The organism is Flavilitoribacter nigricans DSM 23189 = NBRC 102662 (assembly GCF_002646595.1).
Classification (GTDB): Bacteria; Bacteroidota; Bacteroidia; order Chitinophagales; family Saprospiraceae; genus Flavilitoribacter; species Flavilitoribacter nigricans.
Map to the genome: position 1 here is coordinate 328,402 of NZ_PDUD01000020.1, position 24,780 is coordinate 353,181.

Below are 24,780 nucleotides of genomic sequence, written 5' to 3' on the forward strand. Positions count from 1 at the left end.
ACCTTAATCGTCGAATAATGTAGTTATACACAATCACCCTCCATGTGTTTAATCCCATTTGGTAGCACTGCTGCCAAAAACCGATCCCAAAAACTGATCAGCAGTTTTCTGCTGTCCGCTACCGTCTTATCAACTTTCACCAGTTTTAAAACGGTAGAGGTGCCGGCTACCGGCGCTTTCGAGCCCAGTTGCCGTGGTGCTGTAAATATAACCCTCAACCCGAATTTATGCTACGCCCACATTAAACCCACCAATTTATTACTCGGTGATTTCAACCCGGAAGAGTATACCGTGGAGTTATTCGCTCCTTCCGGCCTTAGCCTCGGTGATACCATTCCCGGGATCTACGCCGGACAGACCATCGATGCCGAAGTTCGTCATAATCTAAGCAATTTCAGTTGCAGCAGTCAGATCAGCGTGTACGATCTGAGTCCTCCGGTGCTGCAATTGCCGGATGATGCCGTGCTGGCCTGTACCGAGCAACCCGATCCGTCCCTTACCGGTACGGCCACCGCTTCGGATTGTACTCCGGTAACGGTGAACTATACCGACGAATGGACGGAGACGCTCTGCGGCAATCCCAAAGTGGAGATCCTGCGCATCTGGACGGCTACCGATGAACAGGGGTTTACGGCTGTGGATACGCAGCATATCGATATCGTCCGGGCTACGGCCCAGGATATGCGCTTCCCGACCGATATGGAATTCACCTGTACCGAATACCGGAACGATCCGCTGATCATTGAGGCAAGCAAGGATCGGGCCGGCATCCCGAGCCTCGTCGATAATCCTCGCTGCGGACTCATTTACACTCATCAGGACCGGCGGATCGCACTCTGCGGAGATCCCGAAAACAGCTTCGTCATCCTCCGGGAATGGACGGTGCTGGATGCCTGCGGCAATCAGGTCTTTACGGTAGACGGCGCCGGCAACGGCAATGTGCAGCTCATTCGGGTGATCGATCAAACGGCGCCGGTGATCGAACCCATTATTCAGGACCTACCGGCTACCCTGCGACCGGAAGATAACGGACTGGCCAAATGTTCTGCGGTCGGCTTTATCCCCGCTCCCAACGTTTTTGACGAATGCAACGAAGTGACCATCCGGATCTTTTCGGCCGTCGGCGAGCTGGAATACGTCAATGGGGTTGACGGCTCCGAAGGCGGCTATATCCCATTCCCGGGTCTGACCCTGGGAGGACCCCACCAGATCTATTACGAAGTGGAAGATGCCTGTGGCAATAAAAGCGAGATCTCGGCCCTGGTGCGCGTGGTCGACACGGATGTGCCCATCCTGCTCTGTGACCAGCGAGTGACCGTCAGCCTCAGTTTGAACGGCGTCGGCCGCCTCGAACCCTTCATGATCGATGAAGGTACCCGGGACAATTGCTGCCTGGATAAAATGGAGATTAAATGGGTGGACGAGCCGATCATCTCTTTTCGGGAAAGAATTGACATCTACTGTCAGACCGAGCCGCGACAGGCGATACTGCGGGCCTGGGACTGTAACGGAAATTTCAACGATTGTACCACTACGGTTGTCACCCATGACCCCTTGCCGGCGCAGATCGTGTCGGTGCCACCGGAAGTTATTGAGGTAGATTGCGGAACGGATCGTAATATATTTGCCAGTGCGCAATACCAGGCGCCGGTTTTCCAGGACAATTGTCCGCAGAATATCCAGTACCTGGTCCGCGATTCGACCAATGCCTGCGGTACCAGCGACCTGTACCGGGAGTGGGCGCTGCAGGATCATCCGGATCACGCCGTATTGCGGGTCAGCCAACTGGTCCGCTTCATCGATGAGGAAGCGCCGACGATCAGTTTTGATCCCGCATCTCCGGCCTGTGATACGGACGGGGACTGCCTGGGTGAGGTCAGTTACCCCATCATAGTGGCCGATAACTGTAGCGACGTACTGAATATCAGTCATCGCTTCAGCCAGGACGGCGGCGCCTTTGTCAACGACACTTTCGGCCAGATCGTACTGGGCCCGGACGGCTTCACCCTGGAGGGAGATTATCCCATCGGTGAACACGAGATCTACGTAACCGTGACGGACCCCTGCGGCAATACCACCAACGGACGGTATCCATTGGTAGTGGTGGGCTGTACACCGCCGGAACTTCTTTGTGGCGAAGAGTTGGAATTCTATATCGGAGAAGATCAGCAACTGGTGCTGAGCCCGGAAGACTTCATCGCTTCGGTGAGTGATGCCTGTGATGATTTTTCGCTGACGTTCGCCGATACCGGACTTTCCGAGCGCATCTTTGACTGTGATTCGCTGGGCGTCCGCGAGGTCAGCATCTGGGCAACGGATGTCAACAACAACCGGAGCAAATGTACGGTCAGTTTCGTGATTGCCTCCGAAGGCATCGGCTGCCAGCCACTGGGCAGACTGGAGGGACGGATCGTCAACCAGGCGGATCAGGGAATCGCTCTGGTGCAGGTCAGCCTGAACGGACCCGATACCCTACGGACCGTTACCGGTACGGACGGTCGGTACCTTTTTGAAGGTGTACCGCTGGATACGGATTACGAACTGGAAGTAAGGAAAAATATCAATCCCGGCAACGGCGTATCGGTACTGGATATCATTCGGATGAGCCGGCATATATTAGGCCTCAACTATCTGACGGACCCTTATCTGGTGATCGCCGCCGACGTCAATAATTCCGGTAATGTATCTACCCTGGATATTATTGCGGCCCGCCGGGTGATCCTGGGCTTGTCCGATCAGTTTGCCGACAATCCCGATTCGTGGCGGTTTATACCGGCGGATTTTGAATTTGAGGATCCGGAACGGCCCCTGCAGGAAAGGATACCGCGTAGTATAAATTTCAAATTGTTATTCGAAGAAACCAATATCGACTTCCTGGGCATAAAATTTGGAGATGTCAATTACAGTGCTGATCCGCTCAAGTAATGGCGCTGAGACACCACTTACCGCTTAGATCATAATACTCTGCTTGAAATCCTTAGCGAGCAGGAGTTTGATATTGGCGAGTACGATATCGCCCATTGTCTGGCAGTGGTCAAAAGTGTTGGTCTTGTGGTGATAGGACAACTCCTCTTTGAGCTGGGCTACCTTTTCATCGGAGGAAAGGCGATCCTTGATCATTACCTGGAATAAGGTACGGAACCGGATCGGCGAGGTTTTCACCCGGGCGGCGATCAGACTGCGTTCTTCCAGTTGGTACTGCGTCACCGTCTTGGGGCGCATGTGCTGGATCCCCATAAAGATTATGGGATTGTTCTCCTTGAAGTATTGGGGCAGGTAGAAACTTTTCCTCCCTTCGTACGATTGCTGATCGAAATCAATAGCCCGCAAGCGGTATTGAGACCCTTCGATATCCGGCGTAATATCCACCACGTAGTTATAGGAACGCATGTCGCCGAGCAGGCGAACGAAACAGCGCTCGTTGAACTTGATAAACTCTTTTGCGATCCGGATCTGATTGAAAGTGCTGGTTTCCAGATGTTCTTTCATGAAATCATCACCGGGAATACCCGCAACGTGTTCTTCGATGAGCGTATCTCCATCGATGAGGAAAATTACCCGGTTCGGGGAAAGCAGGTCCTCCAGTTCCAGACCATAGATCCGGGAAGCGTCCGCTTTTTTGATGTAGAAATGGTCGTAGTTATCATTCAGCCGGTTGATGATCCGGATGCGGAACGGTTTGGTATTGCCGAAGGTACAGAAATCGATCCGGGCCACGGTCAGGTGTTTGATGACGTCCGTATCCCCGTCCGTTTTCAGTAGCGAATAGATCTGGGTAAGTGCCAGAAAGATCGCCTGGCGATCGTATTCGCCGTAATACACCGTCTCCCAAAGCGTATCTTCACCGTTCTGATCCAGTAGCGGCAGACTGGATTCGTACTGGGTGAGGTCCTCGTAATGCAGCGGAAGTTCCACGTGCCGGTTATAGTGGGCCAGGTATTCTTCGAGGTCTGAACTCGGGGGGATCAACTGCTTTTTCCTGGAAGGAATATTTCCTTTCATGTACGGTGTATTTGGTGCTGCGATGCGGTACGCTTGCTACTATTTTTTTCAGTGAGATCAACTCTGATCGGACAAATTAAAACTATCCGGCCAAAATCAAAAATTCCACGGTCGTACCCGGCCGTGGAATTCTTGCCATTACACAAATATCCTGGTTTTTACCTAATTGATGATCCGGAACGTCAGCAGGTAAGTGCGGTGCGACATCACTTCGGTTTCCCGACTCACCTTTATGGCTATGGTATAATAATCGCCCTTTGGTGGTGGATTGACCGGCACGGGTTTTGCCACCAATACCTCATTGTTTCTCTGGACAGTAGTGGTCTTGGTCGGGTTTACGCGGACAACATTGGGGGAGGCCACCTTCATTTTCTCTTTGGATTCGACTACTGAGTATTTTTCCTTGCCGGGCTTGGCCGTGATGACTTTTGCTTTATTGGTCGGTTGAACCTGGGTATTCGACTTTTGGTAGATCTTCGCTTTCTGCGGATTAACCTGGTAGTACTGCAGCACATTTTTGTTGGCTTCCTTAAAATGGTACTGCATGGCCGGTAGGTACTTGTGGATTAGGATCTCCGTATTTTTAGGATCCTTTCGCTCGCGGATCAGCTCGGGATGTTTTCGGATGTAATCCGTCTGGTAGACTTTGTTGAGTTTGGTATTCGGTTCCACGAAGATGAATTCCTGTTGAATGCGTTTGCCCTGACGATCCAGACCCGACATTTTCAGGTCGGACGCCATGATGGCCGTAAGGTCCAATGTCGGCGCTGTGGGGCGATCCCGGCCGGGAACGGTCGTTAAATAGGCTTTCATACCATTTTTGCTGGCGGGTTTATCCCGCAGGCTTTTTCCCTGCCATTCGAAGCTCACCTGATAACCGTAGTTGTTTTCGTGATTGGCAACCAGCACATAGGACTGACTGCCGAGTTGCACTTCCTCTTCGATCTCGGTAATAAAATTAAAGGCTTCTCTGGCATCCAGATTGATCGTATCCGGTGAGAAGGGGAGAAGTTGTCGTTCAATCCGGTTATTGGGATTGTTGACGTCCTCAAAGCGCACAAAGATCGGTTTGTATTCCATTTTCATCGGTAGGAAGGCTGTTTCGGTTGCACCCGGAACATCCTCTCTCACCTGGAAGGGGTAAATGGCGTCCGCCAGCAATTCGGCCTTATCGTCAAAAAGCTGAATGCGAAAAGTATCCTGATTCCCCGCCTGGCCCGTCGCGATGGCGTAGATGGAAACATTATCTCCTTTCGGGGTAATGGCGGTGATGCGGTAGTTCTCCCGCACGGATTCCGGGATCTTCACCGAATAGAATTTATCCAGGTAATTCCGGGGATTGATCACCGAATTCCCGGCGAAGTACGAAAAGTTGAGATCAAAGCGGTAGGCTTCATTCTCGTAAAGCCGGATGAGATTGGGATTATCGTAGAGGACTTCATCGCCGAAGCGGTAAGTATTGCAATCCAGGAACTGACGATCCTGCTGGTCGATGATTTCTACTTTGGAACTGATCAACTGCTCCAGTTCCTGGGCCACGGCCGCCATTTGCAGACTAAACATCAACAGGAAAAACAGGGCGATCCGGCAGACCGGTATTCGATTAATTACTTTGGTTTTCATAACAGGGTTAATTAAAGTTTACAACTGATCCGGCAGGTATTAGTGATGCCGATCAACAACAAAGTCACCAATTAATACCCTGAAAATCAGCTTGGTTTCGGTTTTGCCTATGGAAGTTACGTATTTATCCGGAGAAAGCGTGATTTGGGAGCGCGATCGTCAATTGTTTCCTTTGAGTTGTCCGGCCCGGATATTTTTCAGCTGAATATCGGAGTTGAACTGGAATTTTTCCATCCTGATCTGTGGATCTTCCAGTATGAAATCCTGTAGTAACTCCAATTGGTCCGGCGGCAAACGATTCATATAATTGGGATAAAATACATCAAGATCCTGGGTAGGAATGACCAGATCAAAGTTGCCGTTCCCGGCCAGTTGTCCACCCGGATCGATCAGGCGAACTTCAAAGGCCGCCAGGTCGCCGGTCTTGGCGGTTGATACGCCGTATACCGAGATCCCGTTCGCTTGCGGCGAAATGGCATTGATCTTAAAATGATGCGGATTGGAGGGCTTAATCTCGAGTTGATATTGCTGATCGCGGTAATTGAGGTGATCGATCTCCTGCAGCCCGTTGAACAGCCGGAAGCGGAATTTCAGGTGATAATACTGATCGGGATACAACCGCAGGAACTGGGGCGAATCGTAGATTACCGTACTGCCCAGCCGGTAGGCGTTGCAGATTACCTTTTGCGGGTCCAGCGAGTCAACTACTTCAATCTCCGATGAAAACCAGGGCTCGATATCTATATTCTGTCCGCTTACATGGGTGGTCAGCAAAAGACCGGCAACGAATACTGTGATCCGGAAAATTCGCACCCGGTTCGGGCCGGAGCTTAAGATCGTATGTATTCTGCTGAGTTTCATAAGCATTAATATTTTGCAATCGGTATGCTGTCTTTGTATTCCAAATAAGTAGTTGACGATGAGGGGTTTTGTGTTTTAGGCAAAATTAGAAAAGAGAAAGGGAACTCCATAACCGTTTTACCCGAAGCGTCGCTGAGCAGGACCTTAAATTGGCCCGTCAGGGTTTGTTTGTCGGTAACGGAGCCTTTGACCAAAACCTCACCGGCGTGTTTGGCCGAAGCATCTATACTTTCGATCTTATAGTGCTCATCGTGTTTATCGATCTTCAATTGGTACTGTGCTTTTTCCATATTGGCGGGAGTGATCGTTTTCCCATCCAGTTGGCATTCGAATTTGAGCATCAATTCAAACTGCTCTTTGGTATAGAAACGGATCTTATTGCCCGCCATTATCATCGGATTTCCCTCAACAGCCGTAGTCGTAACCTTGACCGTCTGCGGATCCGTTATATCGATAATCCGGATCTCGGCCGACCCGGATTGGGCGCTGAGCGTCAGCGTGGTCAGAAGGATCAATAAAGAACCCACGATCCGGTTCAGCAGGGTAGTGGAGGTAGACAAGTTTACAGATCGCATAACTGATGAGTTTGTTTTAAGGTTTAGGTGATCAATAAGGGTATTGCCAAAAACAACCGCCTCAACGCGCCAATCGTTCCTCGTAGAATTCAATAACCTCCTCTGCGTTTCGGTCCTTCAGTTCATTCAACCGCCAGACTTTGACCGTACGGTCTCCGGCGGAAGTGATCAGATAGGCGTCGTCCCGGGCGAATTGCGCCAGCCGGATCTGAGCCCGGAATCGCCGGTAACGCTCCTTGACAGCACCTTCTATTTCCCAGATATCTACCCGGCCGTCGGCGGATGCGGTTAATAAGTAACGACCGGAAGGGCTAAATGTAGTATTCAGGATCGCAAGATCGTAGCGGGTGTAAAAATCGATGATGCCGGCCCGCTGTCCATCTTTTGTCTTCCGGTAGGCCGACCAGAAGCGGATGCTCACGCTATCGGTCTGGAATAGGGTAATCGGGCTGGTGCTTCCCGGAGCCGAAAAAGCAAAGCGCTCGACCGGAGGAAAACGGGCGAGTTCCTGGTTGAGGTATTTGTAAAAGGAGAAAGTATCTACTTTCCCGGATATGTCGAATACCAGGTGGGTACTATCGGGGAAACCAACCAGCACCTGCATCTGGATCTGATCCGAAGCAATATATTGGGCATCCCGGACCGGACCGGGGATGGTAAATCGTTTTTTTGGCTTTCCCAGTTCGGCAAAAGACAAAGGCAGACTACTAACCGAATCGGGCCACACCAGCAAAAGCTCATTCCCATTGGGCGAAATCGAGGCCCGGATCAGGGGAGCGGGTGGTAGTGCAAAATTCCAGGCTTTGCCCCTTTCATCCAGTAGGATAAAATCATTTTCCGTTTGCAGCAGGATCGTTTTATTCGGTATGCTGAAGTCGAAGTCCAGTATCGGACCGGACATTTCATAACGCCATTCCTGACCGCCTCCACCGTTCCAGAGATAGGCCGTGTTCCCGGCTATGGTCAATAGTTCCCGGGAGCCGCCCCAGGGAAGGAAACGCGCTTTTCGGGGGGATTCGGGATGTTCTATGAGGTAACGTAATTTTCCCTGGAAGTCCCAGACATAGGCGTTCGTTCCCGCGGTAATGCTTAGAATGTACTCCTCCTGCGGGTTGATGTCCAGGCCCTTAATCGGCTGATCGTGCAAAAGATCATATTGTAAACCGGATTGGTAGATATCCTGTAAGACCTCCCGGATCGTTCCCCGGGTATCTTGATCTACAACGAGGATGTTTTGGGCGGATTGCGCGTGCCTAAAGGCCTGCGTCACCCAGCCGTTTTCGTAGGATACCTTCGCCTTCAGAGCCCTGGTGCTGGCCACCGAACGCTGCCACTGCCAGAGTGCGATCAGGAGAAATACGCTGAGTATACTAATTACCCCGATTACGATCTGCCGCTTGCGCCGGGCGGCACGGGCCAGTGCCGCTTTACTTTCGCGGATCAGTTGCTGCTCGCCCGGACTGAAATTTATGGCTTTTTCGTGCGGGCGGATCTCATCCAGGTCTTCCTGATTCAGCAGGATCTTTTTGTCCAGATAACGCTTATGGGCACGAGCGACCAGCAACTCCGCCTGCCGGCGGGCCTTGGCCTCTCCGGATACGCGATCCAGGATCTGGCGGGCTAAAGAGTCGTGGGAAAGTTCGTAGCGCATGCTTCCGGTTTTACGATTTTCATCTTCGGGTTATTCACTGGTTTCCAGGGCGCGCAACAGGCGCAGCCGCTGAAATTCGTTCAGGCAATATTGTAACTGTTCCGGTTGGATCTCCCGATTGCGGGGCAGACTTTCGCGGATCTCGGCGGTACCCATCGGCTGTTTGGTACCATCTTCGGTGACGAGCGTAAAAAGGATCTCCAGCGGCAGGCCTTTCACGGATGGTACGCCCTGCTGGTCCAGTTGATTTTCCAGTCGCATCAGTTGTTCTTCCAGGAAAGTACCGAGTACGTTATCGATCCGGCCGACCCGTTCGACCAACTCGGGATCAAATGTGACCTGCCGGACCTCCGAGCCGCCCTGCCTTTCCAGGTCGGTGCGATAGAGCCGATCCATGTACACCTGCAAATTGGTCAGGTCGACTCTCTGGTGCTTATCCCGCAGATTATCGATGATACGGGTGATGGTGGTTTTCGGATCTTCGATCCTGATCTCCGGATCTTCCGCCTGGCCGGCCATGCCGCGGATTACCCGGGCAATATTGAGATCGTTCATCCGCTCGATCCGCAGTCGATTATCAAAAAGGCTGGGGATCACCTTTTCGAACTCGTTGAGATGGGCGATCCACTCTTCGCGAATGATGAGGATGACCTTGGCCTGCAGACGCGCCCGGAGTAAATGGGCTATGGACTGGTAAAAGCTTTGCTGTTCCTCCCGGTTGCCAAGAATGAACAGTTCTTCAAACTGGTCGAAGATAAGATACACCGGCCGGTAGTGATCGAGGTAGAGTCGCTGGATCTGATCCGCAAGCGGCCATTCCCGAAAATCGCTGGGTTGTTGCCCGTCCAGATGGCGGGCGATGGCTGCCTGCAGGGAGAAATTGAGATTCTTTTCCCGCCGGATGAAGATCGGCAACCAGTCGCTGGGATAGAATTTATTTGCCAGGCCGCAATTCACCAGGCTGGTCTTGCCCGTACCCGAACCGCCGTACAGCAGGGTGAGATTGGCGGCAAAAACGGCATTGTACAGCTGGGCGGTTTCCCGCTCCCGGCCGAAGAACCGGTCTTTATCCTCTTTTCCGTAGGCGTCGAGAAATTTAAATGGCAGCATCTGGTGGTAATGGTAATGTTTTGGTATTAAGGTGATTAAGTGGTGCATGGGGCCGTTTTAGGGCGCCAGATCCGTAAACAATTGTTCAAATTGCGTTTCCAGCAGGGTAAATACTTTAGGACTTTCCACCGCGGCGGTTCCGGATTCCCTAAAACCGAAAGCGTCGCCGAAGCCGAAATCCTCCTCCTCTGTGATCGGGTTCTTGATGTTGCGACCTTCAGCAAAATCGGCCATGCTCATATTGGTATCGATGATATCCGTTCCTTTTTCGTTGGCCAGGGCCAGGAAGATACTGTGTTTTACCGCCAGGTAGTGGTAGTGCTCTCCTTCGTGGAAACCGAAAAAGAACAGGTCGATGTGCTCGTTTTGCAGGAAGGTATTCTTGTCGATCACAAAAGGGGAGAGATTGAGGGCATGACTCAGGTCATTCTCATCCGGCGTAAGGACAATCGATTTGCAATTGGAATAATTCTCCTTGCGCCGTTTCTCTGAATCCTCATACAGACTCAGACTGGTACTAACGATTGCGTTGAGCGCTCCGAAATTCAACTCGTAGGTCTCCTCGCCGTAGCGTGGATTATCGATCGAGATGTTCCGGACAGTGAGCATGCGATAATCAGCCAGAAAAGCTGCTTTTTGCAGTAAAACAGCCAGTGCCTGCTCTGCGCGTAAACAGGTTTTTTCGAACTCATCCTCCGGAATGGCATCCATACCGGTCCTGACCTTTTCCAGGTATTTCCAGGCTTTGTGCAGATGGCTTTCCCGATCGGAAAGCAGGGCGTGAAAATGCCGCATTTCCGGAATAAAATATTCGGCTCCCTGACTTTCCATGATCACCGCCAGATCGGCAAATGCCTGCAGGAAGTCTTTCGTAAGCAGTCCCGATCGGTTCTGCCGAACTTCCGCGGAAATAGCCGGCGGGAGCTCAAAACCAAGCCGTCGTTTCGTATCCCAGAGATCGGATAACAAAATGTAGTAGAGCGTAATACCGGTGAGCAGATAAGTGCTTTGCAGTTGTTCCAGCCGCTCCCGGCCGGGGCGATTGAACTGCCGCAGCAACTGGATCTGCGAACCGATCAGCCAGGGAAAATTCTGGATCACCAGGTCGAGATAGGTACTGCTGTCCTTTTTGACTTCCTCCCCGTCGCGGATCTCTACCATCTGGCTGTAAATGTCTTTATTGTAACGACACATTTCGTCCAGTACCAGCACGATATAACGATTTACCTTGAACTGCTGACCAATGAACTGGATCATGTGATTCGGCAGACCGACTTCGCGGTAGTAGGGGAGTCGCCAGGCCAGCACTTCTTCCGCGGATTGGGGTTGCACGTACAGTACCCAGGGTAGGACATCAATATCCTCCGCGTCGGCTCCTTCGAGTCCCATGCCTCTCTGGATACGAAAATCCGGGCTGTCGCGGTATTCGGTTTCGACGGCTGCTTTGGCAAATTCAAAGGCGAGTTTAATGGATCTTTTGTTGGCCAGGGCCCGGTAGAATGCGGCGGCAAATTGTACCGCTTTTTCATCCCCGATCGGTACGGAAGTAGCGATCACTGCTTTTACACCGGCCTCAAATAATTGCTTGACCTGCCCCTGGGTAGAGCAGCCATTGAGGAAAACGAGTTGCAGTCCCGTCTGTTCGCCCAGTAGCTTAGCCAATCCCTTGGCCTGTCCGGCTCCGGCCTCCAGTTCGAGCCCCGCACCGTCGGCGTGACCGGCGTAATGAAAGATGCTGACCCGGTCGGGATAAGCCGAGAGGGTTCGGATGATATCCTGGGTGGTAGCGCTTTCTTCTCTTTCCAGTTTGATGAACTCCCGGCTTTCCAACGGACGAAGGATTTCCTTCAACTCATCCATTTCCCTTTTCAGTTGGGGCAGATGATCGTCCTCCTGGTTGGCAAAGGTGAAGTACAGTATGGGTTGGGTCATGGGTCTGGTGGTTACGACGAGGACAATTTAATAAATTTTGCGTAATCCGTTTCCATTCATCCGTCCTTGCCTGTATCCTCATTTGTACAAACCATTACTCAGTGATCGATGCAGCGCACTGTCCGGCTAATTTTCTATATCGGTTGATCTGGTCGCTACGCTGTAGCTCTATTTATCTTCATCCCTATGGTCTGAAAGTAGTACGTTGCGCTGCAACTACCTGGGCATTTGGGCTACACACTCCTCCGTTCCCCCAAAATAGTAAACCCTCAGGCAGCTGATTGCCACCTGAGGGTTCGTCCTCACTTGTATATGCTTTGCTCCGGGATTAGCTGCGGATCGCTTTGATGCCCGGCAGTTCTTTTCCTTCCAGGAATTCCAGCATGGCACCACCACCGGTGGAAACGTAGCTTACCTCGTCCGACAGTCCCATCTGATTGACGGCAGCGACGGAATCACCGCCACCTACGAGGGAAAATGCTCCCTTTTTCGTAGCCTGGGCCACCGCTTCGGCGATGGCTTTGGTGCCCTGGGCAAAATTCTCGAACTCAAAAACGCCCATCGGGCCGTTCCAGAGCAGGGTTTTACTGCGGTCGATGGCGTCGGCAAAAACTTCCCGCGCTTTCGGACCTACATCCAGTCCCATCCATCCGTCGGGGATACTGTTGCTGTCGGCCACTTTGTGGTCGGCGTCTTTGTCGAAACGATCGGCGATCACCGAATCTTCCGGTAGCAGGATCTCTACGTTTTTCTCTTTTGCTTTATCCACCAGTTTGAGGGCGAGGTCGAGTTTGTCCTCTTCCACGAGCGAGTTACCGATCGTACCGCCCTGCGCTTTAATGAAGGTATAAGCCATACCGCCACCAACGATCAGGGTGTCGACGGATTCGATCAGACGCTCCAGCAGCAGGATCTTATCGGATACCTTGGCACCGCCGACGATAGCCGTTACCGGATGCTCCGGATTGTTGATCACCTTATCGGCGTTGATGATCTCCGCTTCCATCAGGAAACCGAAGGTCTTTTTTTCGGCGGGGAAAAACTGCGCCACCGTGGTGGTAGAAGCGTGGGCCCGGTGAGCGGTGCCGAAAGCGTCATTGACGTAGATGTCGCCCAGTTTGGACATGGCTTCGGCCAGTTCTTCACTACCTTTTTCCTCACCGGCTTCAAAGCGGGTGTTTTCCAGCAGCAGTACTTCGCCCATCGGCAGTTCTGCAGCCTTTTTTTCGGCAGTAGCACCTACCGTCTCCGGGCAAAAGTGAACGGGAACGTTCAGCAGCGCCTGCAGGTGATCTACCAGATGTTTGAGGGTAAAGGTATCCACATCGATGGAGCCGTCCTCCTTTTTCTTTTTCTGGGGGCGCCCCAGGTGGGACATTAGTATAGCTGCTCCGCCCTGATCGAGGATCTTTTTGATCGTCGGGAGGGCCGCACGGATACGGGTGTCGTCGGTAATTTCGAAATCTTTATTCAGGGGCACGTTAAAGTCAACTCTGACCAGGGCTTTCTGGCCTTTAAAGTTAATATCCATAGGTGAGATGGTATTAGAAGTGAGGAAAGCGGAATAAGAAATGAACCTGAAAACGGAAGAAAGAGGAACGAACCGGCCGTGGCCGAAACCCATTCCTCATTCTTCACGCCCGATAACTACAATTATTTCGTAGCGATCAGGTGGGCGAAATCAGCCAGACGGGCGGAGTAACCGGCCTCGTTGTCGTACCAGCTCACTACTTTCAGCATGTTGCCGTTCACCTGGGTCATACCGGCATCGAAAATAGAAGAGTGGGTATTGCGGATGATGTCACCGGAAACGATGGGATCTTCCGTATACTGCAGAATGCCCTTCATGGCACCTTCAGCGGCAGCTTTGAAAACACCGTTTACTTCTTCAACGGTAGTGGATTTGTCGATCACAACGTTCAGCTCGATCATAGAACCGGTAATCACCGGTACACGGATAGCGATCGCGGAGATCTTGTTGCCGATGTTGGGGTAAACCAGTTTCACGGCAGAAGCGGCACCGGTGCTGGTTGGTACGATGTTGTAGGCAGCAGCGCGGGCACGACGCAGGTCGCGGTGCGGAGCATCCTGGATATTCTGGTCGGCAGTGTAGGCGTGGATCGTTGTCATGGAACCTTCCACGATACCGAAGTTTTCGTCTACCAGTTTAACTACGGGAGCCAGACAGTTGGTCGTACAGGAAGCGTTAGAGAAAACGTTTGCCCGACGGTCCAGCTCATCCTGGTTAACACCCAGCACGATGGTCTGTACATCGCCGCCTTTGGCCGGAGCGGAGATCAGTACGTCCTTGGCACCGGCTTTGAGGTGCATACCGGCTTTGTCTTTGCTTACGAAAATACCGGTACATTCCAGTACCAGATCTACACCCAGTTCTTCCCAGGGCAGTGCTTCCGGGTTGCGCTCGGAGTAGGCGCTGATGGAGGTGCCGTTTACGATCAGGGCATCGTCCGTAGATTCAACGGTACCGTCGAATGGGCCTTGAGCAGAGTCATATTTCAGTAGGTGAGCCAGAGTATGGTTGTCGGTGAGGTCATTGATAGCAACAACTTCAACACCGTCTTTCTTTAAAAGATTACGGAAAGTGAGACGACCGATACGGCCAAATCCGTTGATAGCAATTTTCTTTGCCATGGTAGGATAAAGGTTTTTGGGCTGTCCAGCATTTCTGGAGAGCCGGGTTTTACTAATAATGTTGAATTCAATCGAGGGCCAGATGCCTCCCTTTTAAATGAGTCGCAAAAATAGAAGAAAATTTGCTTTCATACTAATGTTTGACTCACTTAGTGTAAAAAATACAATTTCTAGTTAAAATAGTTTTGCCAAAGGAAGCATTTTTTTCTCAGCGCCTTATTCCCTGGACGTCAAGGTAGTGTTACTTATTTGTAAACTAAATTCCGGACATTTTTTTAGAAAGTTTTTGAAATCTGGGGAAAGGTTATATATTTGCATCGCCTTTGAAAAAAGGAGCCAATTGTTTCGGCAGCTGGCCCGTTCGTCTAGGGGTTAGGACGCAGGATTTTCATTCCTGAAACACGGGTTCGATTCCCGTACGGGCTACCCAACAGTGAAGCAGCGGTAACGGTAAATGACCACTTCACTGCCGGATCTTCGACATCCGATCCATTCCGGCGAAGGCCGGATAAAAAGTTTACCGATCAGGTGGTTCCCATTTGCCGGCAAGGCAAGCCAACCCATGAGTTGGCCCGTTCGTCTAGGGGTTAGGACGCAGGATTTTCATTCCTGAAACACGGGTTCGATTCCCGTACGGGCTACCACCACACACTAAGGGAAAACGTCTTTGGATGTTTTCCCTTTTTTCGTATTACCGTCCTCCCGGTCGTATTTTCTCTATCGACCTGTAGTGTCGAACAGTTAAAATTAATAAAGCTTGTCTTCACCGCGAAGGCCGCGAAGCCGCGAAGTTTTACAATGACTTCTTTCAAGAAAATTTGCTTCAGCAAATTTTTCGATCTTTTGCAACATTATCGGTTAAGTACGCAAAGGTTAGTGGATTTGCCGTCGGCAAATTCACTAAAAAGCTTGGTGTCTTTGTGTCTTCGCGGTGAAATTCAGTCATTCCTGGTTTTCGATTACTAACTATTAATGTTCAGCACTAGAGGTCGGAGCCACACTTTAAGACTTCTCTTACAAGAATTAATACATATTAAGAAATATTTAATGATCGCACCGCGTTTTGCTGCCATGAAGAAATTGATACTAGTTTTAGCGATGTTTGGAATGGCTTTTAGCGGGGCCTATAGTCAATCCTACGATTTCACCGGCGGCGTACGCCTGGGCACGGACTGGGGGATCACCAGTCAGGTCCGGCTCGCGAAAAAGACCACCGCCGAACTCATCCTGCAATCCAGTCTGAAACGGGAAGAAGTGCTCGTAACCGCCCTGGCCGAGCAGCATTCGCCGATCATCAGCCGGCGCTTCAATTTTTACGCCGGAGGGGGGCTGCACAAGGGATGGAACAGTGCATCGAATGAAGTGGAACCGATCAAAGATCCTTTCGGGGTGACCCTGATCGCCGGTGCGGAATTTACCCTGGCGCGTTTGAATATCAGCTGGGATTTTAAACCGGCCATCAATCTGGTAGGAGGGGAGAAGAAGATCTACACCCAGACGGGCATTTCGCTGCGCTACGTTATTTTTAAGAAAAATCACTTTGAAAAGGCCCGCAAAAAGCGGCAGCGGGTGAAACGCCGCGAGGAGCGTCGCGAAAATCGCGATGGATTCAACTGGCGGTTCTGGGAGAAAAAAGATAAGGGCTAGACAGCAGGCTCTTATAGTCCCCGGAAACTTCGGATCTACCGGTTTTGAAACGGCCAAGCGGCAACCTCAATCCACAATCCGCGGGAACTTTTCAAAAAATCAGGCTGTTTCAGAAAAAAGTTAAGCAAGCTATTTGCTTTTTGTAAAGATGTATTATCTTTGCAATCGCTTTTAAAAAATGGTGGCTATAGCTCAGTTGGTTAGAGCGCTGGATTGTGGTTCCAGAGGTCGCCGGTTCAAATCCGGTTAGCCACCCAAAACTGAATTTTCGCTTAATATCAGAGGTTCAGTAACCTCCAAATAGGTGCAATTGTCTGATAAATAAGCGATTGAAGAAATAAGAGAGTTCAGCCGTTTGGTTCGAACTCTCTTTTCTTTTATGGAAAAGCCTTCCGGAAAGATGGCCCGCAAGATCCTACGCTTGTGCTCATAGGTCGCCTGGCGGTAGATCTTACTGATACTGCCTAATACTTCCGCTACCTGCAGCCTTAAGGCTAAATCGCTCTGAGCACTGTATTTTAGTTTTTCTTTTCGGGTGTTTGCCTTAGCCAGATCTAACCTAAATCGATTGGATAACTCATTGTAATCTACTGCCTGCAAAAAACCGTCCGCATAATCTTCCTGGATCTTCTTCAAACGATCCTCCAGCCTGGCTACCTCCTGAGATAAACGTTTTGCTTCTTTTTTATCGGCAGCGGTCTGTTCCTGAAGATAAGCCCGGATCTCGTCTTTTAGATCTTCCATGAAGGATGCCTCCGGCACCATTTCTTTAATGGCCTGGTCTACAATGCGGTGGGCGTCCAAAACATTGATGCGACTGGTATTGGTTTGCATCCGCTCGTAATAGTAAAATAGTTTCCCGTTTTTCTTTCGCACCTGGTAGCCGGTTAGCTTTTTTCCGGTAATATGGCAATGTAAAACGCCCTTGAGGAAATAGAAGCTGGAGGCTATGGATTGCTGACCGTTGCGGATGCTACTTGGCTTGCGTTCGGATTGGCTCCGCTCCTGCACCCGATCGTACAATTCTTCACTGATCAGGGGCTCATGGAGGCATTCCACTCGCCTGGCCGGATTATTCTTGTAGGCTTTCAAGATCATATATCCGGCGTAGATCGGATTATTGAACATATTGTAAAAAGCGGTGCGCTTCACCCCTACGGTTTCGCCGTGCCGATTATAAAGATCCTGCTTGGTATGGTGGCCATCAGCGTACTGCCGGAATATCTTACGCACCAACGGAGCATTTTCATCCGGCACCAGCCGCTTTTCCCGTTTCCCATTGCGCCGGGTACGGTTGCTTACTTCCCGAATATAACCGGGCGGGCATTTGCCGGTAAAGATCCCGGCACTGTTGGCGGCATAGGTTCCGTCCTTGGTCCGTTCTCCAATTTTCAGGCTCTCGACTTGGGCCAGGCCAAACTGAATGCTTAAAAAGATCGGCCAGCTGGTGCTGGCGTGGTCTACCCAATTGTCCGGGCAGTTGATCTCAACACCGATTTCGCTGAAGCGCCTGATCAGGATGAAAGCCTCCCCTACATCGCGCCCTAAACGGTCCCAGCGGTAGACGAGCATATACTTCAGCACTCCCCGGGCCTGACTGTAGATCTCGTAGATGTTGTTCAGCTGCTCCCGGTCAAACTTGCGTCCGGAGATGGTATCGCTGTAGATACCGAGACAGGTCCAGTTCTTGACCTTGCTGTGTCCTTGTAAACCACTGGTCTGGTAATCGTGGGAAAAGCCCTTTTGCTGTTCTTCCGTAGAGCAACGTGTATATAGTATATAGGTGGTAGGTGTTTTCATGCTCGATTCAACCTTTTTCGACAATCAACAAGATAGCTTTTTCTTTAGGAATGGCGCAAATGGCTGCGGCTAACGCTCTTAAGAGGCGTTGGCGATCTTTTTTATCTGGATGTTGCATCAGAGATTAATTTAGTATGTGGTTGTTGGTGGAATTGTTTTTTTGATCTTTCTTGAGCTCCTGGTTTATCCAGTCTGTTATCTTTTCGCTATCATCACCAAATCGATTTATACCGTCTTTCCTCAATTCATGGATCAGAATCTCCTGATAGGCTTCCAACACATTTAAAATTCGGAAGTAAGAAACTCCATTTGGTTCCAAATTCGCTTCCTGGTTTCCGGAAGGGATTAAAAGAATGGCTACGGTTTCCATTTCAATTTTAGATTTAAAAAGCCCGACCGGCGAGGTTCACCTTAATAGTGCCGGCCGGGCGATGACAAAAACAGCAGGATAAATTCCTTTAAAACCGGGCTTCGATGTTCCGGTCCGTTTCTTGAATTTCCTTAAGGCGATCGCAGCTGTAAACGATAAGCAGCAACACGATCACCAGGAGAGCAATCCGACCCAATTGCCGGAAGTATTCCTTCGCACCTGGTCGCTCCCAGGTGGCCTCCCATTCCTTAAGGAAATCGTCCAGTTTCTGGTCTTTCATTCTTCCGAATTTTGCGCACTGGCGATGCCGAAAAATAGCGATCCGACCATGCCGATGATGATGCCGGTGGTTAACCAAAATCTTGGGGTCTGTACCACTGGCCAAAACAGTACGGCCAGTGATCCAAAAAAGAGGGCCAAACAGATGTATAATCCGGATCGGAACAGTTTTCTCCCTTTCATTTTGCTTTTGATTTTTTGTGCGCAATTGCAGATTCTAATTCTTGAATTCTTGCGGTGTATGCTTCCACCCAGTTAGTGTTATTATCGATGGCTGCAAGTGTTTTTTTCGGAACTGTTTTACCTGCTTTTTCCAATTTGATCTTGCGTTGTGTAACACTTCCGAGACGCTTCTTATACATCTTCAATCGCTGCTTACATTGCGTCAAATTCAAGTGTTCCAACTGTGCTATAAAGGTCACACTTGCGGTAGGTGTACTTTTGGGCATGGATCTGGGAGCACTTGCTGCTTTGAAAGTGGAGGTGTTTTCAAACAATCCGCGGTAGGGGATATCTGTTTCGTGTTCCCCGGGTTCTCCAAACAGCCAGCGGATCAATCTTCTTAAGCCGCGTTCCATCCGCCAACTGATCATCACTTTGAACTCGTCCATAACAGTTGGCAGGTTCCAAAATTCATTGGGTTCAATTTCGTAGTTGATATCACTGCCGGCTTCGACCTGCAGGCTTAAGTAGATCATCAGATAAAAGACCGTCTGGCCGGCGATCGTGAGGATGATGAATACAATTCCTTTGAAACTGGAATCGTCCGAAATTTCCTTAAGGCGATCGCTGTTTTTTTGCTCTGCCTGAAATAGGGTAGCGGCTTTCTCTTTTTCCAGGGTCCTGGTCTTTTCATTTCGATCTTTTACCGCCGCCATCATCGCATTTCCCTTAAGGGAAGAGATCACCGCCAGACTGTCGTTCATGGCGGATCGGGCCCGATCGATCAGGGCCAGGTATTCGGTCATTTTGTTTTTACACCACTGCTTGCCGGCATTGGCGCAGGTGCGGTATTTTTCGCGTTCTTTTCTTAAGGCGAGCGAGTCGGATTGAAAGCGATCGCGGGTAGCTCTCAGGCGTAGTTCATACGGACCGGATAGGGTGAGGGAGTCCTGACTGAAACCGGTCTCCAGTTTTCGCATCTGATCAGCGTAAATTTCCTTAAGGGAATCGACCTTGATCAGATCCGGAATTTCGGTGGAATCCTCCGCGTAGTAACTGGAGCCGACGGCCGACAGGAAATAGGAGAGGGCGGCAATGGCCACCAGGCCGACCAGGTAGGATTTGTTAAGGATCTTATGCCGGCCGGCCAGCTGGGGATCTTCTTTGAATAATCCCTTTACCACAAATGGCTTGATCGCCCGCCGGGCAAGAATGCGATTGGCCAACTCGATAAAGAGGGCCACCAGGAGGGCAAATAAAAGTAAGGGTAGGGTAGCGACGGGCATACCCTGCTTAAGGATTTCCGCGAGGATAAGGGCATAAACCGCGTAAGCCAGGGAAGCTCCGGACAGAAACTGGCCGATAAAACCGATCAGGCCGTAGGCGCCAAGGCTAGAGCCGTGCTCGTTGAAAAAGTCCTTGTTCTCCGGTGTTGTTTTGGTGATTTTCATATCTTTAATTCAATGATTTATCGACTCCCATCTGGATCGGCCTCCCAAAGCACCCAGATGGGATATTTTTTTACGATTCGTCTGGATCGTATCGACTGGCCATTCCGTCTATCCAAAATTGCCATTCTTCCAACTGCATCCTGAAATTGTAAAAGCGTCTGCCCAACCAGGAAAAAAACAGGAAGCGTACGTCCGGCTTTTTCATTCTGTCCATGGAATAATGTTTGTGTAGTTCCCCCGATCAGGCCGGCGACCTTTGCCGCCGGCGTCTGATTGGGTTAAGCTCTGACGATCACCCGTGATGTCAGCATTTCTGCGGGGGGTAAACTGCGTGGCTTAGTCGTCGATCCAGGACGTGTCCACATCATCTACCGGAGTGGCTACCGGCTGCCGGTGGGCTTGCTGTCCGTTGCCTTGTACTGCCGGCCGCTGCTGCTGGCGCTGTCCGTTGTTGCGGGCTGCCGGCTTTGGTGCCTGGCCGTTGTGTTGGCTCTCTGTCGGCTGCTGGTTATTGTCGGAACGGCTGCCGATCAGCTCGATGCGGTTGACCCGCAATTGGAAATCGGCGACCTGCTGGCCATCTCGGTTCGTGTAGACGCCGACCGACGGGGTGCCTTCCACAAATACCATCTGACCTTTCTTGAGGTATTCCGTCAGCCGGGTTTCTTTGGTGCGCCAGAAGGTGCAATTGATCCAGAGGGTCTTTTCGTGGGAGACTCCATTGGAATCTTTGTACTTCTCGTTGTGGGCTACGGAAAAACCGATAGCAGTGGTACCATTTACGTTGCGGACTACGGCGTCAGCACCGAGGTTTCCGATGATTTCAGTTTTAAGCATGACTTCGCTTTTTTTGGTTTAATGAATTTATTCTTGACTGCCCGCTGCCTGGCCCTGGCCATCATGTCCATTTCGACCAGGGCATCGAAAGCGGTATAGGCGTTATCAAGGTATTTGGGCGCTACGTTCTTACAGATCTTGATCCGTAGATCATCGTTGGGATCTACCCGGACCTTGGCCAGACTGACCACCAGGTAGCGGTATTCCTCGCGCAATACGGGTTCTCCGCTTTCCGGATCGATCACCTCTTCGTGGCCGAGGTTGGCCAGGTCTTCGGCCAGTTCTACTCCGGATTCGTCGGGTTTGTAGTTGACATTGAGTGTTTTAGCTCCCGGATGGGCGTTTTTAGTGCCGGCGTGGAAAGCGCCAAACTTTCGGTAGAGCGGTTTGCCCTTAATGGCCGGCAGGATCTCCGTGATCAGCTCAAAGTCCAGTGTGCCGTCTTCGTACATAGCCATGGGCTGAAAATGGTATTTGATGCACTCCATGATCCCACCCAGGAAGGTGTCAAAGCCGTCTTCCGGCCGGACGTATCTTTTCCAGTATCCGGAGCGCTCATCGTAGCGATAGCCCCTTTTTTCCTGGTCTGAGCGCAGATAGAGACTCTCCAGGCCGATCAGCGTGGCGCCATCCGGAGACAGGCAATTGACATCTTCCGGGGTCAACAGGCAGTTACTCTTTAAGATCGAGGCTTTTTCGGCCGCTGTGATCTCATTTCGCTGGCCGGAGCCGGCAGTCTGCATATTCCAGGCCAAAAGAATCTGCCGGTGCAGCGAATTGCGGTTCTGGAGGCTTTTGTGCACCAGCAACAGGGCGTGAATGTGGATATGAAGTCCGTTTTGGTTCTTGGTGACCTCCACGCCGAACTCACCGGCATAGACCATTTTCTTCCAGAAGGCCTTCTTCCGCATGTAGTTGAATTCCTTCATCAGTTCGTCGGCGTACCAGCGTTGGCCGCGGAAACTGTTGGTCGCATCGTGCGGGACGGTCAACGTCAGGTGCATGAAATCGTACTGGCGGATCAGATCCGGGTATTCCTCAAAGAAGTTCCACCAGGTGCGGCGGACTTTCTTGGCTCTTTGGGCGTTGCAAACCGCGCAAAGCTTGTGTTTGCAGGTGTGCGCGCCGATAAATTCCTTGGTATCACTGTTCAGATGTTCCCGGAAAAGGGCGTGGTGACAGCAGGTATTGATCTTGTACCGGAAATCCATGAGGTATTCAAAGCCCGGACCGATCACCGTCTGTCCCTGTTGCCGCTTTTTCTCCAGCCATTCGTGCAGATCGGTGTAGTTACGCTGGTTCTGGCCCAACTGGCGGCGCATGGCCAGGCAACGGCGCCGATTGTAGTTGGCCCGCTGCCGGTGGGGTGGGGCGGACTCCCCGGGAGCGCCCTGCGGATCGAAATTTCCAGTGAACCCGATGGTCGGTTCGGTGGCCATCATTCCGACCGTTTCTTTACTATCTAGGAAGGGACTATTAGTATACATTATAGCTGGGGTTTTGCGGTACCTGCAATCAGTTGGTCTACCTGCTCCAGCTGAAAGGCGGTGACCGCCTGGAAAAACTGGACTTTTTTCAGCTGCGAGGGATAGTTGCGGCTTTTCGGGTTGGGCATCAGTGACCGGATCTTGGATAGGTTCTCTCGCAAAGCTTCCTGGATGGTCGGTAACAGCATCTTTTTGGTGAGATAGCGTTTCAGTTCCCGCAGGGATTCCAGGTTCTCTTTTTCCGGACCGATCAGGTAGGCGCCTTTGCTGTACCCGACCACACTGACGTATTTGGCCAGGAGGGATTTGGTGCAAATGGCGATCGCTTCCTGGAGCTTGCGCTGGAGCCGTGCCGGATGTTCTACGACAATCTCGAAGGGTTTGCCTAAAGCCGGATGGATCAGGTTCAGTTCGAACTCTGCCAACAAATTCTGGCTGTATGTGAGCATTATAGTTTCCATAAAAATTGATGTTGTCTGGGGGTTCTTTTTCGGCTTCCTGCGAAGTCACCGTCGGAATAGGGGAGCGGTGTCCCCTGTTCTTAAGCAACAGGAAGCTTGGCAGGGAGACACACGTCTCCCCGCCGACTTCGCAGTATAGCCCCCGCTTCGTTCGCTCAACCCCAATAGAGCCGCAGCGGGAATTCTTGAAATATGGTTGCTGAAGAACCTGAATCGCCGGAGGGTACAACGCGATTGCCCAGTTCTTCCGATTGGTATGTGATAGCTCGTAGATCAGACCGAAGGAGTCGAACCTCCGCGAGTTCCGAAATCTGATTGTTAGGTAGGGAAAGGAGCGTCCCGGACGAGAATGGGGACGCTCAACCATAATCCCCTAACTAGAAATTGTAATCATTGCTGGTGAGGCTTTAAAGGATCACTCCCCCGGAAAGGTAGAGGGAGTGACCGGTAATAGCCTCTAACTCACTTTAATTTTTCCGCTACCTGGTCAAGTGGCGGAAAAAGGGCGGCCGGATCTGGTCGACGGCCGCCCGCTCATGAAACTAAACCCCAGTTAAGACTGCCGGTGATGATAAACCGTATTTCTTGCCGGACGGGATCCAGTGCTGCAGGAATTGCTCCACAACTTCCCGTTCCCGATCAGACATGCCTTTTTTGCCCAAATCGTACTCGATCATGATGTCGTACGGCGACTGCCCAAAAAATTCGGCTAATACGATCAGTTGGTGGAAAGTGCAGCGGGATGGATCGTTGATCACTTTGGTTTTCATAATCGAACTTCCCATCTGTTCCGGCTGCTTAAGCCAGTCCTGATGGTATTGACCAATTAAATCTTTGCCATCTTTTCGGAACAATTCCTTGAATTTCTCCATATCAGTGGTATGTTGCAGCAAAACTTTTCCAGTCCAAGTTGTGGCCAACTTTGATTAAAAGTTTTTTACATTTGCTAAATGTGATTTTCTTTTTACGAAAGTAGAATAATTCACGACTTTTTGCAAACATATGACGATTAAAATCGTCAAAATTAATACATTTTTCCTATTGTAATGTATTTAGAGCAGAACATCAGATTTTTACGAAAGTCGAATGGTATTAATCAAACTGACCTTGGTAAACGGGTTGGAAAGAGTAAGGAAGTTATCAGTACTTATGAAAGAGGAAAGATTCAGCCTCCCATTGATGTTGTCTTTGAATTATCAAAGGTTTTTCAAGTATCAATGGAAGATTTATTGATGAGAGATATAGAAACGCACGGAACTTCTGGCACCCCACCTTCTGAAGAAGAGCGTATCAGCGATGAAAGGATTATGCAAATAAATAAATTGCTAGAACAAAGGGTGCAAACCTTAGAACGGGAAATTCGACGAAATAATCCAGATTTAGCAGATGAACTGGGAATTGACTAGCTATAGTAAAGTATAACACTAAAGTAGCAGTAAATAGAATTTGATTTTTCATCTAAACCACCATATTATGCGCTTTCCACAAATTTCTCTTGAATGGATGCTCCTGGAAACAGGTGATATGTTCCAAGAAGATGATGGGGAAATTTCTCTATCTATTTCAATTATCAATGAATTTTCAAAACCTAATTTGTTTTCCGAAGGTGAGGAAGTAGAGTAGGGGCTGCGGTAAAAGTCACGGTGATTGCGAATGAGGATGAAAAATGGCATGCTTTTTTGTTTTTTCCGTAAATTCTTTTTCTTTGCTTCCACACTCATCACTCCCCCCACCAATTAAGTATCATCTTTAGATCCTACCTGTAATGACAAAAGAACTTGTATTAAATTTGTGATCAAAAGAGACCACAATGGGATTACATAAGAATGCAGGCTTGACCGAAAGTCAGCGAAAACAGATCAAAGCACTGTATAAAGCTG

General features: G+C 50.4%; 23 protein-coding genes and 3 tRNA genes. 7 read left to right on the forward strand and 19 right to left on the reverse strand.

Annotation, left to right across the window (positions count from 1 at the left end; all coding sequences use genetic code 11):
* Positions 1–42: 42 nt before the first annotated feature.
* The gene (locus tag CRP01_RS15365) at positions 43–2,925 is read left to right on the forward strand and encodes a hypothetical protein (RefSeq protein ID WP_099150941.1); all 2,883 of its coding nucleotides are present in this window, start codon (positions 43–45) and stop codon (positions 2,923–2,925) included.
* Positions 2,926–2,949: 24 nt separating this feature from the next.
* On the opposite strand, the gene CRP01_RS15370 is transcribed toward CRP01_RS15365, so the two are convergent.
* From CRP01_RS15370 to gap, 9 genes are all read right to left on the reverse strand, one after another.
* Positions 2,950–4,002, reverse strand: a complete 1,053-nt coding sequence (locus CRP01_RS15370; RefSeq protein ID WP_099150942.1) for a hypothetical protein — start codon at positions 4,000–4,002, stop codon at positions 2,950–2,952.
* Positions 4,003–4,164: 162 nt separating this feature from the next.
* Positions 4,165–5,625: a hypothetical protein gene (locus CRP01_RS15375; protein ID WP_099150943.1), complete on the reverse strand. Its 1,461-nt coding sequence runs from the start codon at positions 5,623–5,625 to the stop codon at positions 4,165–4,167.
* A 159-nt stretch (positions 5,626–5,784) separates the two neighbouring features.
* Positions 5,785–6,486 carry a hypothetical protein gene (locus tag CRP01_RS15380; protein ID WP_099150944.1) on the reverse strand — a complete coding sequence of 234 codons (702 nt, stop codon included), beginning with the start codon at positions 6,484–6,486 and terminating at the stop codon, positions 5,785–5,787.
* A 5-nt stretch (positions 6,487–6,491) separates the two neighbouring features.
* The gene (locus tag CRP01_RS15385) at positions 6,492–7,061 is read right to left on the reverse strand and encodes a hypothetical protein (protein ID WP_143473396.1); all 570 of its coding nucleotides are present in this window, start codon (positions 7,059–7,061) and stop codon (positions 6,492–6,494) included.
* Between the two features lie 61 nt (positions 7,062–7,122).
* The gene (locus tag CRP01_RS15390) at positions 7,123–8,712 is read right to left on the reverse strand and encodes a WD40 repeat domain-containing protein (protein ID WP_099150946.1); all 1,590 of its coding nucleotides are present in this window, start codon (positions 8,710–8,712) and stop codon (positions 7,123–7,125) included.
* A gap of 30 nt (positions 8,713–8,742) precedes the next feature.
* On the reverse strand, positions 8,743–9,870 hold the full coding sequence (locus CRP01_RS15395) for an ATP-binding protein (protein ID WP_143473397.1): 1,128 nt from the start codon (positions 9,868–9,870) through the stop codon (positions 8,743–8,745).
* A gap of 9 nt (positions 9,871–9,879) precedes the next feature.
* On the reverse strand, positions 9,880–11,754 hold the full coding sequence (locus tag CRP01_RS15400; RefSeq protein WP_099150948.1) for a CHAT domain-containing protein: 1,875 nt from the start codon (positions 11,752–11,754) through the stop codon (positions 9,880–9,882).
* Positions 11,755–12,082: 328 nt separating this feature from the next.
* Positions 12,083–13,285, reverse strand: coding sequence for a phosphoglycerate kinase (locus tag CRP01_RS15405; RefSeq protein WP_099150979.1), 1,203 nt, complete (start codon positions 13,283–13,285; stop codon positions 12,083–12,085).
* Between the two features lie 122 nt (positions 13,286–13,407).
* Complete coding sequence (gene gap / locus CRP01_RS15410; protein WP_099150949.1) at positions 13,408–14,406, reverse strand: type I glyceraldehyde-3-phosphate dehydrogenase; 999 nt, start codon at positions 14,404–14,406, stop codon at positions 13,408–13,410.
* Between the two features lie 354 nt (positions 14,407–14,760).
* Here gap and CRP01_RS15415 point away from each other — a divergent pair.
* From CRP01_RS15415 to CRP01_RS15435, 4 genes are all read left to right on the forward strand, one after another.
* A tRNA-Glu gene (locus tag CRP01_RS15415) sits at positions 14,761–14,832 on the forward strand.
* Between the two features lie 143 nt (positions 14,833–14,975).
* Positions 14,976–15,050, forward strand: a tRNA-Glu gene (locus tag CRP01_RS15420).
* A gap of 403 nt (positions 15,051–15,453) precedes the next feature.
* Positions 15,454–16,053, forward strand: a complete 600-nt coding sequence (locus tag CRP01_RS15430; RefSeq protein ID WP_143473398.1) for a hypothetical protein — start codon at positions 15,454–15,456, stop codon at positions 16,051–16,053.
* 181 nt (positions 16,054–16,234) lie between these two features.
* Positions 16,235–16,308: transfer RNA gene (locus CRP01_RS15435), tRNA-His, on the forward strand.
* Here the strand turns inward: CRP01_RS15435 and CRP01_RS15440 are convergent.
* The 10 genes from CRP01_RS15440 to CRP01_RS15480 all read right to left on the reverse strand — a co-directional run bounded on the left by CRP01_RS15440 (position 16,300) and on the right by CRP01_RS15480 (position 23,772).
* On the reverse strand, positions 16,300–17,853 hold the full coding sequence (locus tag CRP01_RS15440; RefSeq protein ID WP_099150952.1) for a recombinase family protein: 1,554 nt from the start codon (positions 17,851–17,853) through the stop codon (positions 16,300–16,302). The genes CRP01_RS15435 and CRP01_RS15440 overlap by 9 nt on opposite strands.
* A gap of 124 nt (positions 17,854–17,977) precedes the next feature.
* Entirely contained in the window at positions 17,978–18,223 is a 246-nt protein-coding gene (locus CRP01_RS15445; RefSeq protein ID WP_099150953.1) for a hypothetical protein, read from the reverse strand.
* 88 nt (positions 18,224–18,311) lie between these two features.
* Complete coding sequence (locus CRP01_RS15450) at positions 18,312–18,503, reverse strand: hypothetical protein (protein ID WP_099150954.1); 192 nt, start codon at positions 18,501–18,503, stop codon at positions 18,312–18,314.
* The gene (locus CRP01_RS15455; RefSeq protein ID WP_099150955.1) at positions 18,500–18,685 is read right to left on the reverse strand and encodes a hypothetical protein; all 186 of its coding nucleotides are present in this window, start codon (positions 18,683–18,685) and stop codon (positions 18,500–18,502) included. Before CRP01_RS15455 ends, CRP01_RS15450 begins: the two co-directional genes overlap by 4 nt.
* Positions 18,682–20,115: a hypothetical protein gene (locus tag CRP01_RS15460; protein WP_099150956.1), complete on the reverse strand. Its 1,434-nt coding sequence runs from the start codon at positions 20,113–20,115 to the stop codon at positions 18,682–18,684. The genes CRP01_RS15455 and CRP01_RS15460 overlap by 4 nt, the downstream gene beginning before the upstream one ends.
* Before the next feature lie 70 nt (positions 20,116–20,185).
* Entirely contained in the window at positions 20,186–20,329 is a 144-nt protein-coding gene (locus CRP01_RS42295; RefSeq protein WP_170110384.1) for a hypothetical protein, read from the reverse strand.
* 122 nt (positions 20,330–20,451) lie between these two features.
* On the reverse strand, positions 20,452–20,952 hold the full coding sequence (locus tag CRP01_RS15465; RefSeq protein ID WP_099150957.1) for a single-stranded DNA-binding protein: 501 nt from the start codon (positions 20,950–20,952) through the stop codon (positions 20,452–20,454).
* Entirely contained in the window at positions 20,907–22,439 is a 1,533-nt protein-coding gene (locus CRP01_RS15470; protein ID WP_099150958.1) for a protein rep, read from the reverse strand. Before CRP01_RS15470 ends, CRP01_RS15465 begins: the two co-directional genes overlap by 46 nt.
* Complete coding sequence (locus tag CRP01_RS15475; RefSeq protein ID WP_143473399.1) at positions 22,439–22,900, reverse strand: hypothetical protein; 462 nt, start codon at positions 22,898–22,900, stop codon at positions 22,439–22,441. Before CRP01_RS15475 ends, CRP01_RS15470 begins: the two co-directional genes overlap by 1 nt.
* A gap of 542 nt (positions 22,901–23,442) precedes the next feature.
* Positions 23,443–23,772 carry a hypothetical protein gene (locus tag CRP01_RS15480; protein WP_099150960.1) on the reverse strand — a complete coding sequence of 110 codons (330 nt, stop codon included), beginning with the start codon at positions 23,770–23,772 and terminating at the stop codon, positions 23,443–23,445.
* A gap of 174 nt (positions 23,773–23,946) precedes the next feature.
* Between CRP01_RS15480 and CRP01_RS15485 the strand changes: the two genes are divergently transcribed.
* Positions 23,947–24,306, forward strand: a complete 360-nt coding sequence (locus tag CRP01_RS15485) for a helix-turn-helix transcriptional regulator (RefSeq protein ID WP_099150961.1) — start codon at positions 23,947–23,949, stop codon at positions 24,304–24,306.
* A gap of 67 nt (positions 24,307–24,373) precedes the next feature.
* A complete protein-coding gene (locus CRP01_RS42300; protein ID WP_170110385.1) occupies positions 24,374–24,523 on the forward strand; it encodes a hypothetical protein in 150 nt (49 codons plus the stop codon).
* Positions 24,524–24,780: the final 257 nt, after the last annotated feature.

Bases quoted from the DNA above. Each gene is read 5' to 3' on its own strand.
- CRP01_RS15365 (WP_099150941.1), top strand. From the start codon at position 43: ATGTGTTTAATCCCATTTGGTAGCACTGCTGCCAAAAACCGATCCCAA.
- CRP01_RS15370 (WP_099150942.1), bottom strand. From the start codon at position 4,002: ATGAAAGGAAATATTCCTTCCAGGAAAAAGCAGTTGATCCCCCCGAGT.
- CRP01_RS15375 (WP_099150943.1), bottom strand. From the start codon at position 5,625: ATGAAAACCAAAGTAATTAATCGAATACCGGTCTGCCGGATCGCCCTG.
- CRP01_RS15380 (WP_099150944.1), bottom strand. From the start codon at position 6,486: ATGAAACTCAGCAGAATACATACGATCTTAAGCTCCGGCCCGAACCGG.
- CRP01_RS15385 (WP_143473396.1), bottom strand. From the start codon at position 7,061: ATGCGATCTGTAAACTTGTCTACCTCCACTACCCTGCTGAACCGGATC.
- CRP01_RS15390 (WP_099150946.1), bottom strand. From the start codon at position 8,712: ATGCGCTACGAACTTTCCCACGACTCTTTAGCCCGCCAGATCCTGGAT.
- CRP01_RS15395 (WP_143473397.1), bottom strand. From the start codon at position 9,870: ATGCACCACTTAATCACCTTAATACCAAAACATTACCATTACCACCAG.
- CRP01_RS15400 (WP_099150948.1), bottom strand. From the start codon at position 11,754: ATGACCCAACCCATACTGTACTTCACCTTTGCCAACCAGGAGGACGAT.
- CRP01_RS15405 (WP_099150979.1), bottom strand. From the start codon at position 13,285: ATGGATATTAACTTTAAAGGCCAGAAAGCCCTGGTCAGAGTTGACTTT.
- gap (WP_099150949.1), bottom strand. From the start codon at position 14,406: ATGGCAAAGAAAATTGCTATCAACGGATTTGGCCGTATCGGTCGTCTC.
- CRP01_RS15430 (WP_143473398.1), top strand. From the start codon at position 15,454: ATGATCGCACCGCGTTTTGCTGCCATGAAGAAATTGATACTAGTTTTA.
- CRP01_RS15440 (WP_099150952.1), bottom strand. From the start codon at position 17,853: ATGAAAACACCTACCACCTATATACTATATACACGTTGCTCTACGGAA.
- CRP01_RS15445 (WP_099150953.1), bottom strand. From the start codon at position 18,223: ATGGAAACCGTAGCCATTCTTTTAATCCCTTCCGGAAACCAGGAAGCG.
- CRP01_RS15450 (WP_099150954.1), bottom strand. From the start codon at position 18,503: ATGAAAGACCAGAAACTGGACGATTTCCTTAAGGAATGGGAGGCCACC.
- CRP01_RS15455 (WP_099150955.1), bottom strand. From the start codon at position 18,685: ATGAAAGGGAGAAAACTGTTCCGATCCGGATTATACATCTGTTTGGCC.
- CRP01_RS15460 (WP_099150956.1), bottom strand. From the start codon at position 20,115: ATGAAAATCACCAAAACAACACCGGAGAACAAGGACTTTTTCAACGAG.
- CRP01_RS42295 (WP_170110384.1), bottom strand. From the start codon at position 20,329: ATGGACAGAATGAAAAAGCCGGACGTACGCTTCCTGTTTTTTTCCTGG.
- CRP01_RS15465 (WP_099150957.1), bottom strand. From the start codon at position 20,952: ATGCTTAAAACTGAAATCATCGGAAACCTCGGTGCTGACGCCGTAGTC.
- CRP01_RS15470 (WP_099150958.1), bottom strand. From the start codon at position 22,439: ATGTATACTAATAGTCCCTTCCTAGATAGTAAAGAAACGGTCGGAATG.
- CRP01_RS15475 (WP_143473399.1), bottom strand. From the start codon at position 22,900: ATGGAAACTATAATGCTCACATACAGCCAGAATTTGTTGGCAGAGTTC.
- CRP01_RS15480 (WP_099150960.1), bottom strand. From the start codon at position 23,772: ATGGAGAAATTCAAGGAATTGTTCCGAAAAGATGGCAAAGATTTAATT.
- CRP01_RS15485 (WP_099150961.1), top strand. From the start codon at position 23,947: ATGTATTTAGAGCAGAACATCAGATTTTTACGAAAGTCGAATGGTATT.
- CRP01_RS42300 (WP_170110385.1), top strand. From the start codon at position 24,374: ATGCGCTTTCCACAAATTTCTCTTGAATGGATGCTCCTGGAAACAGGT.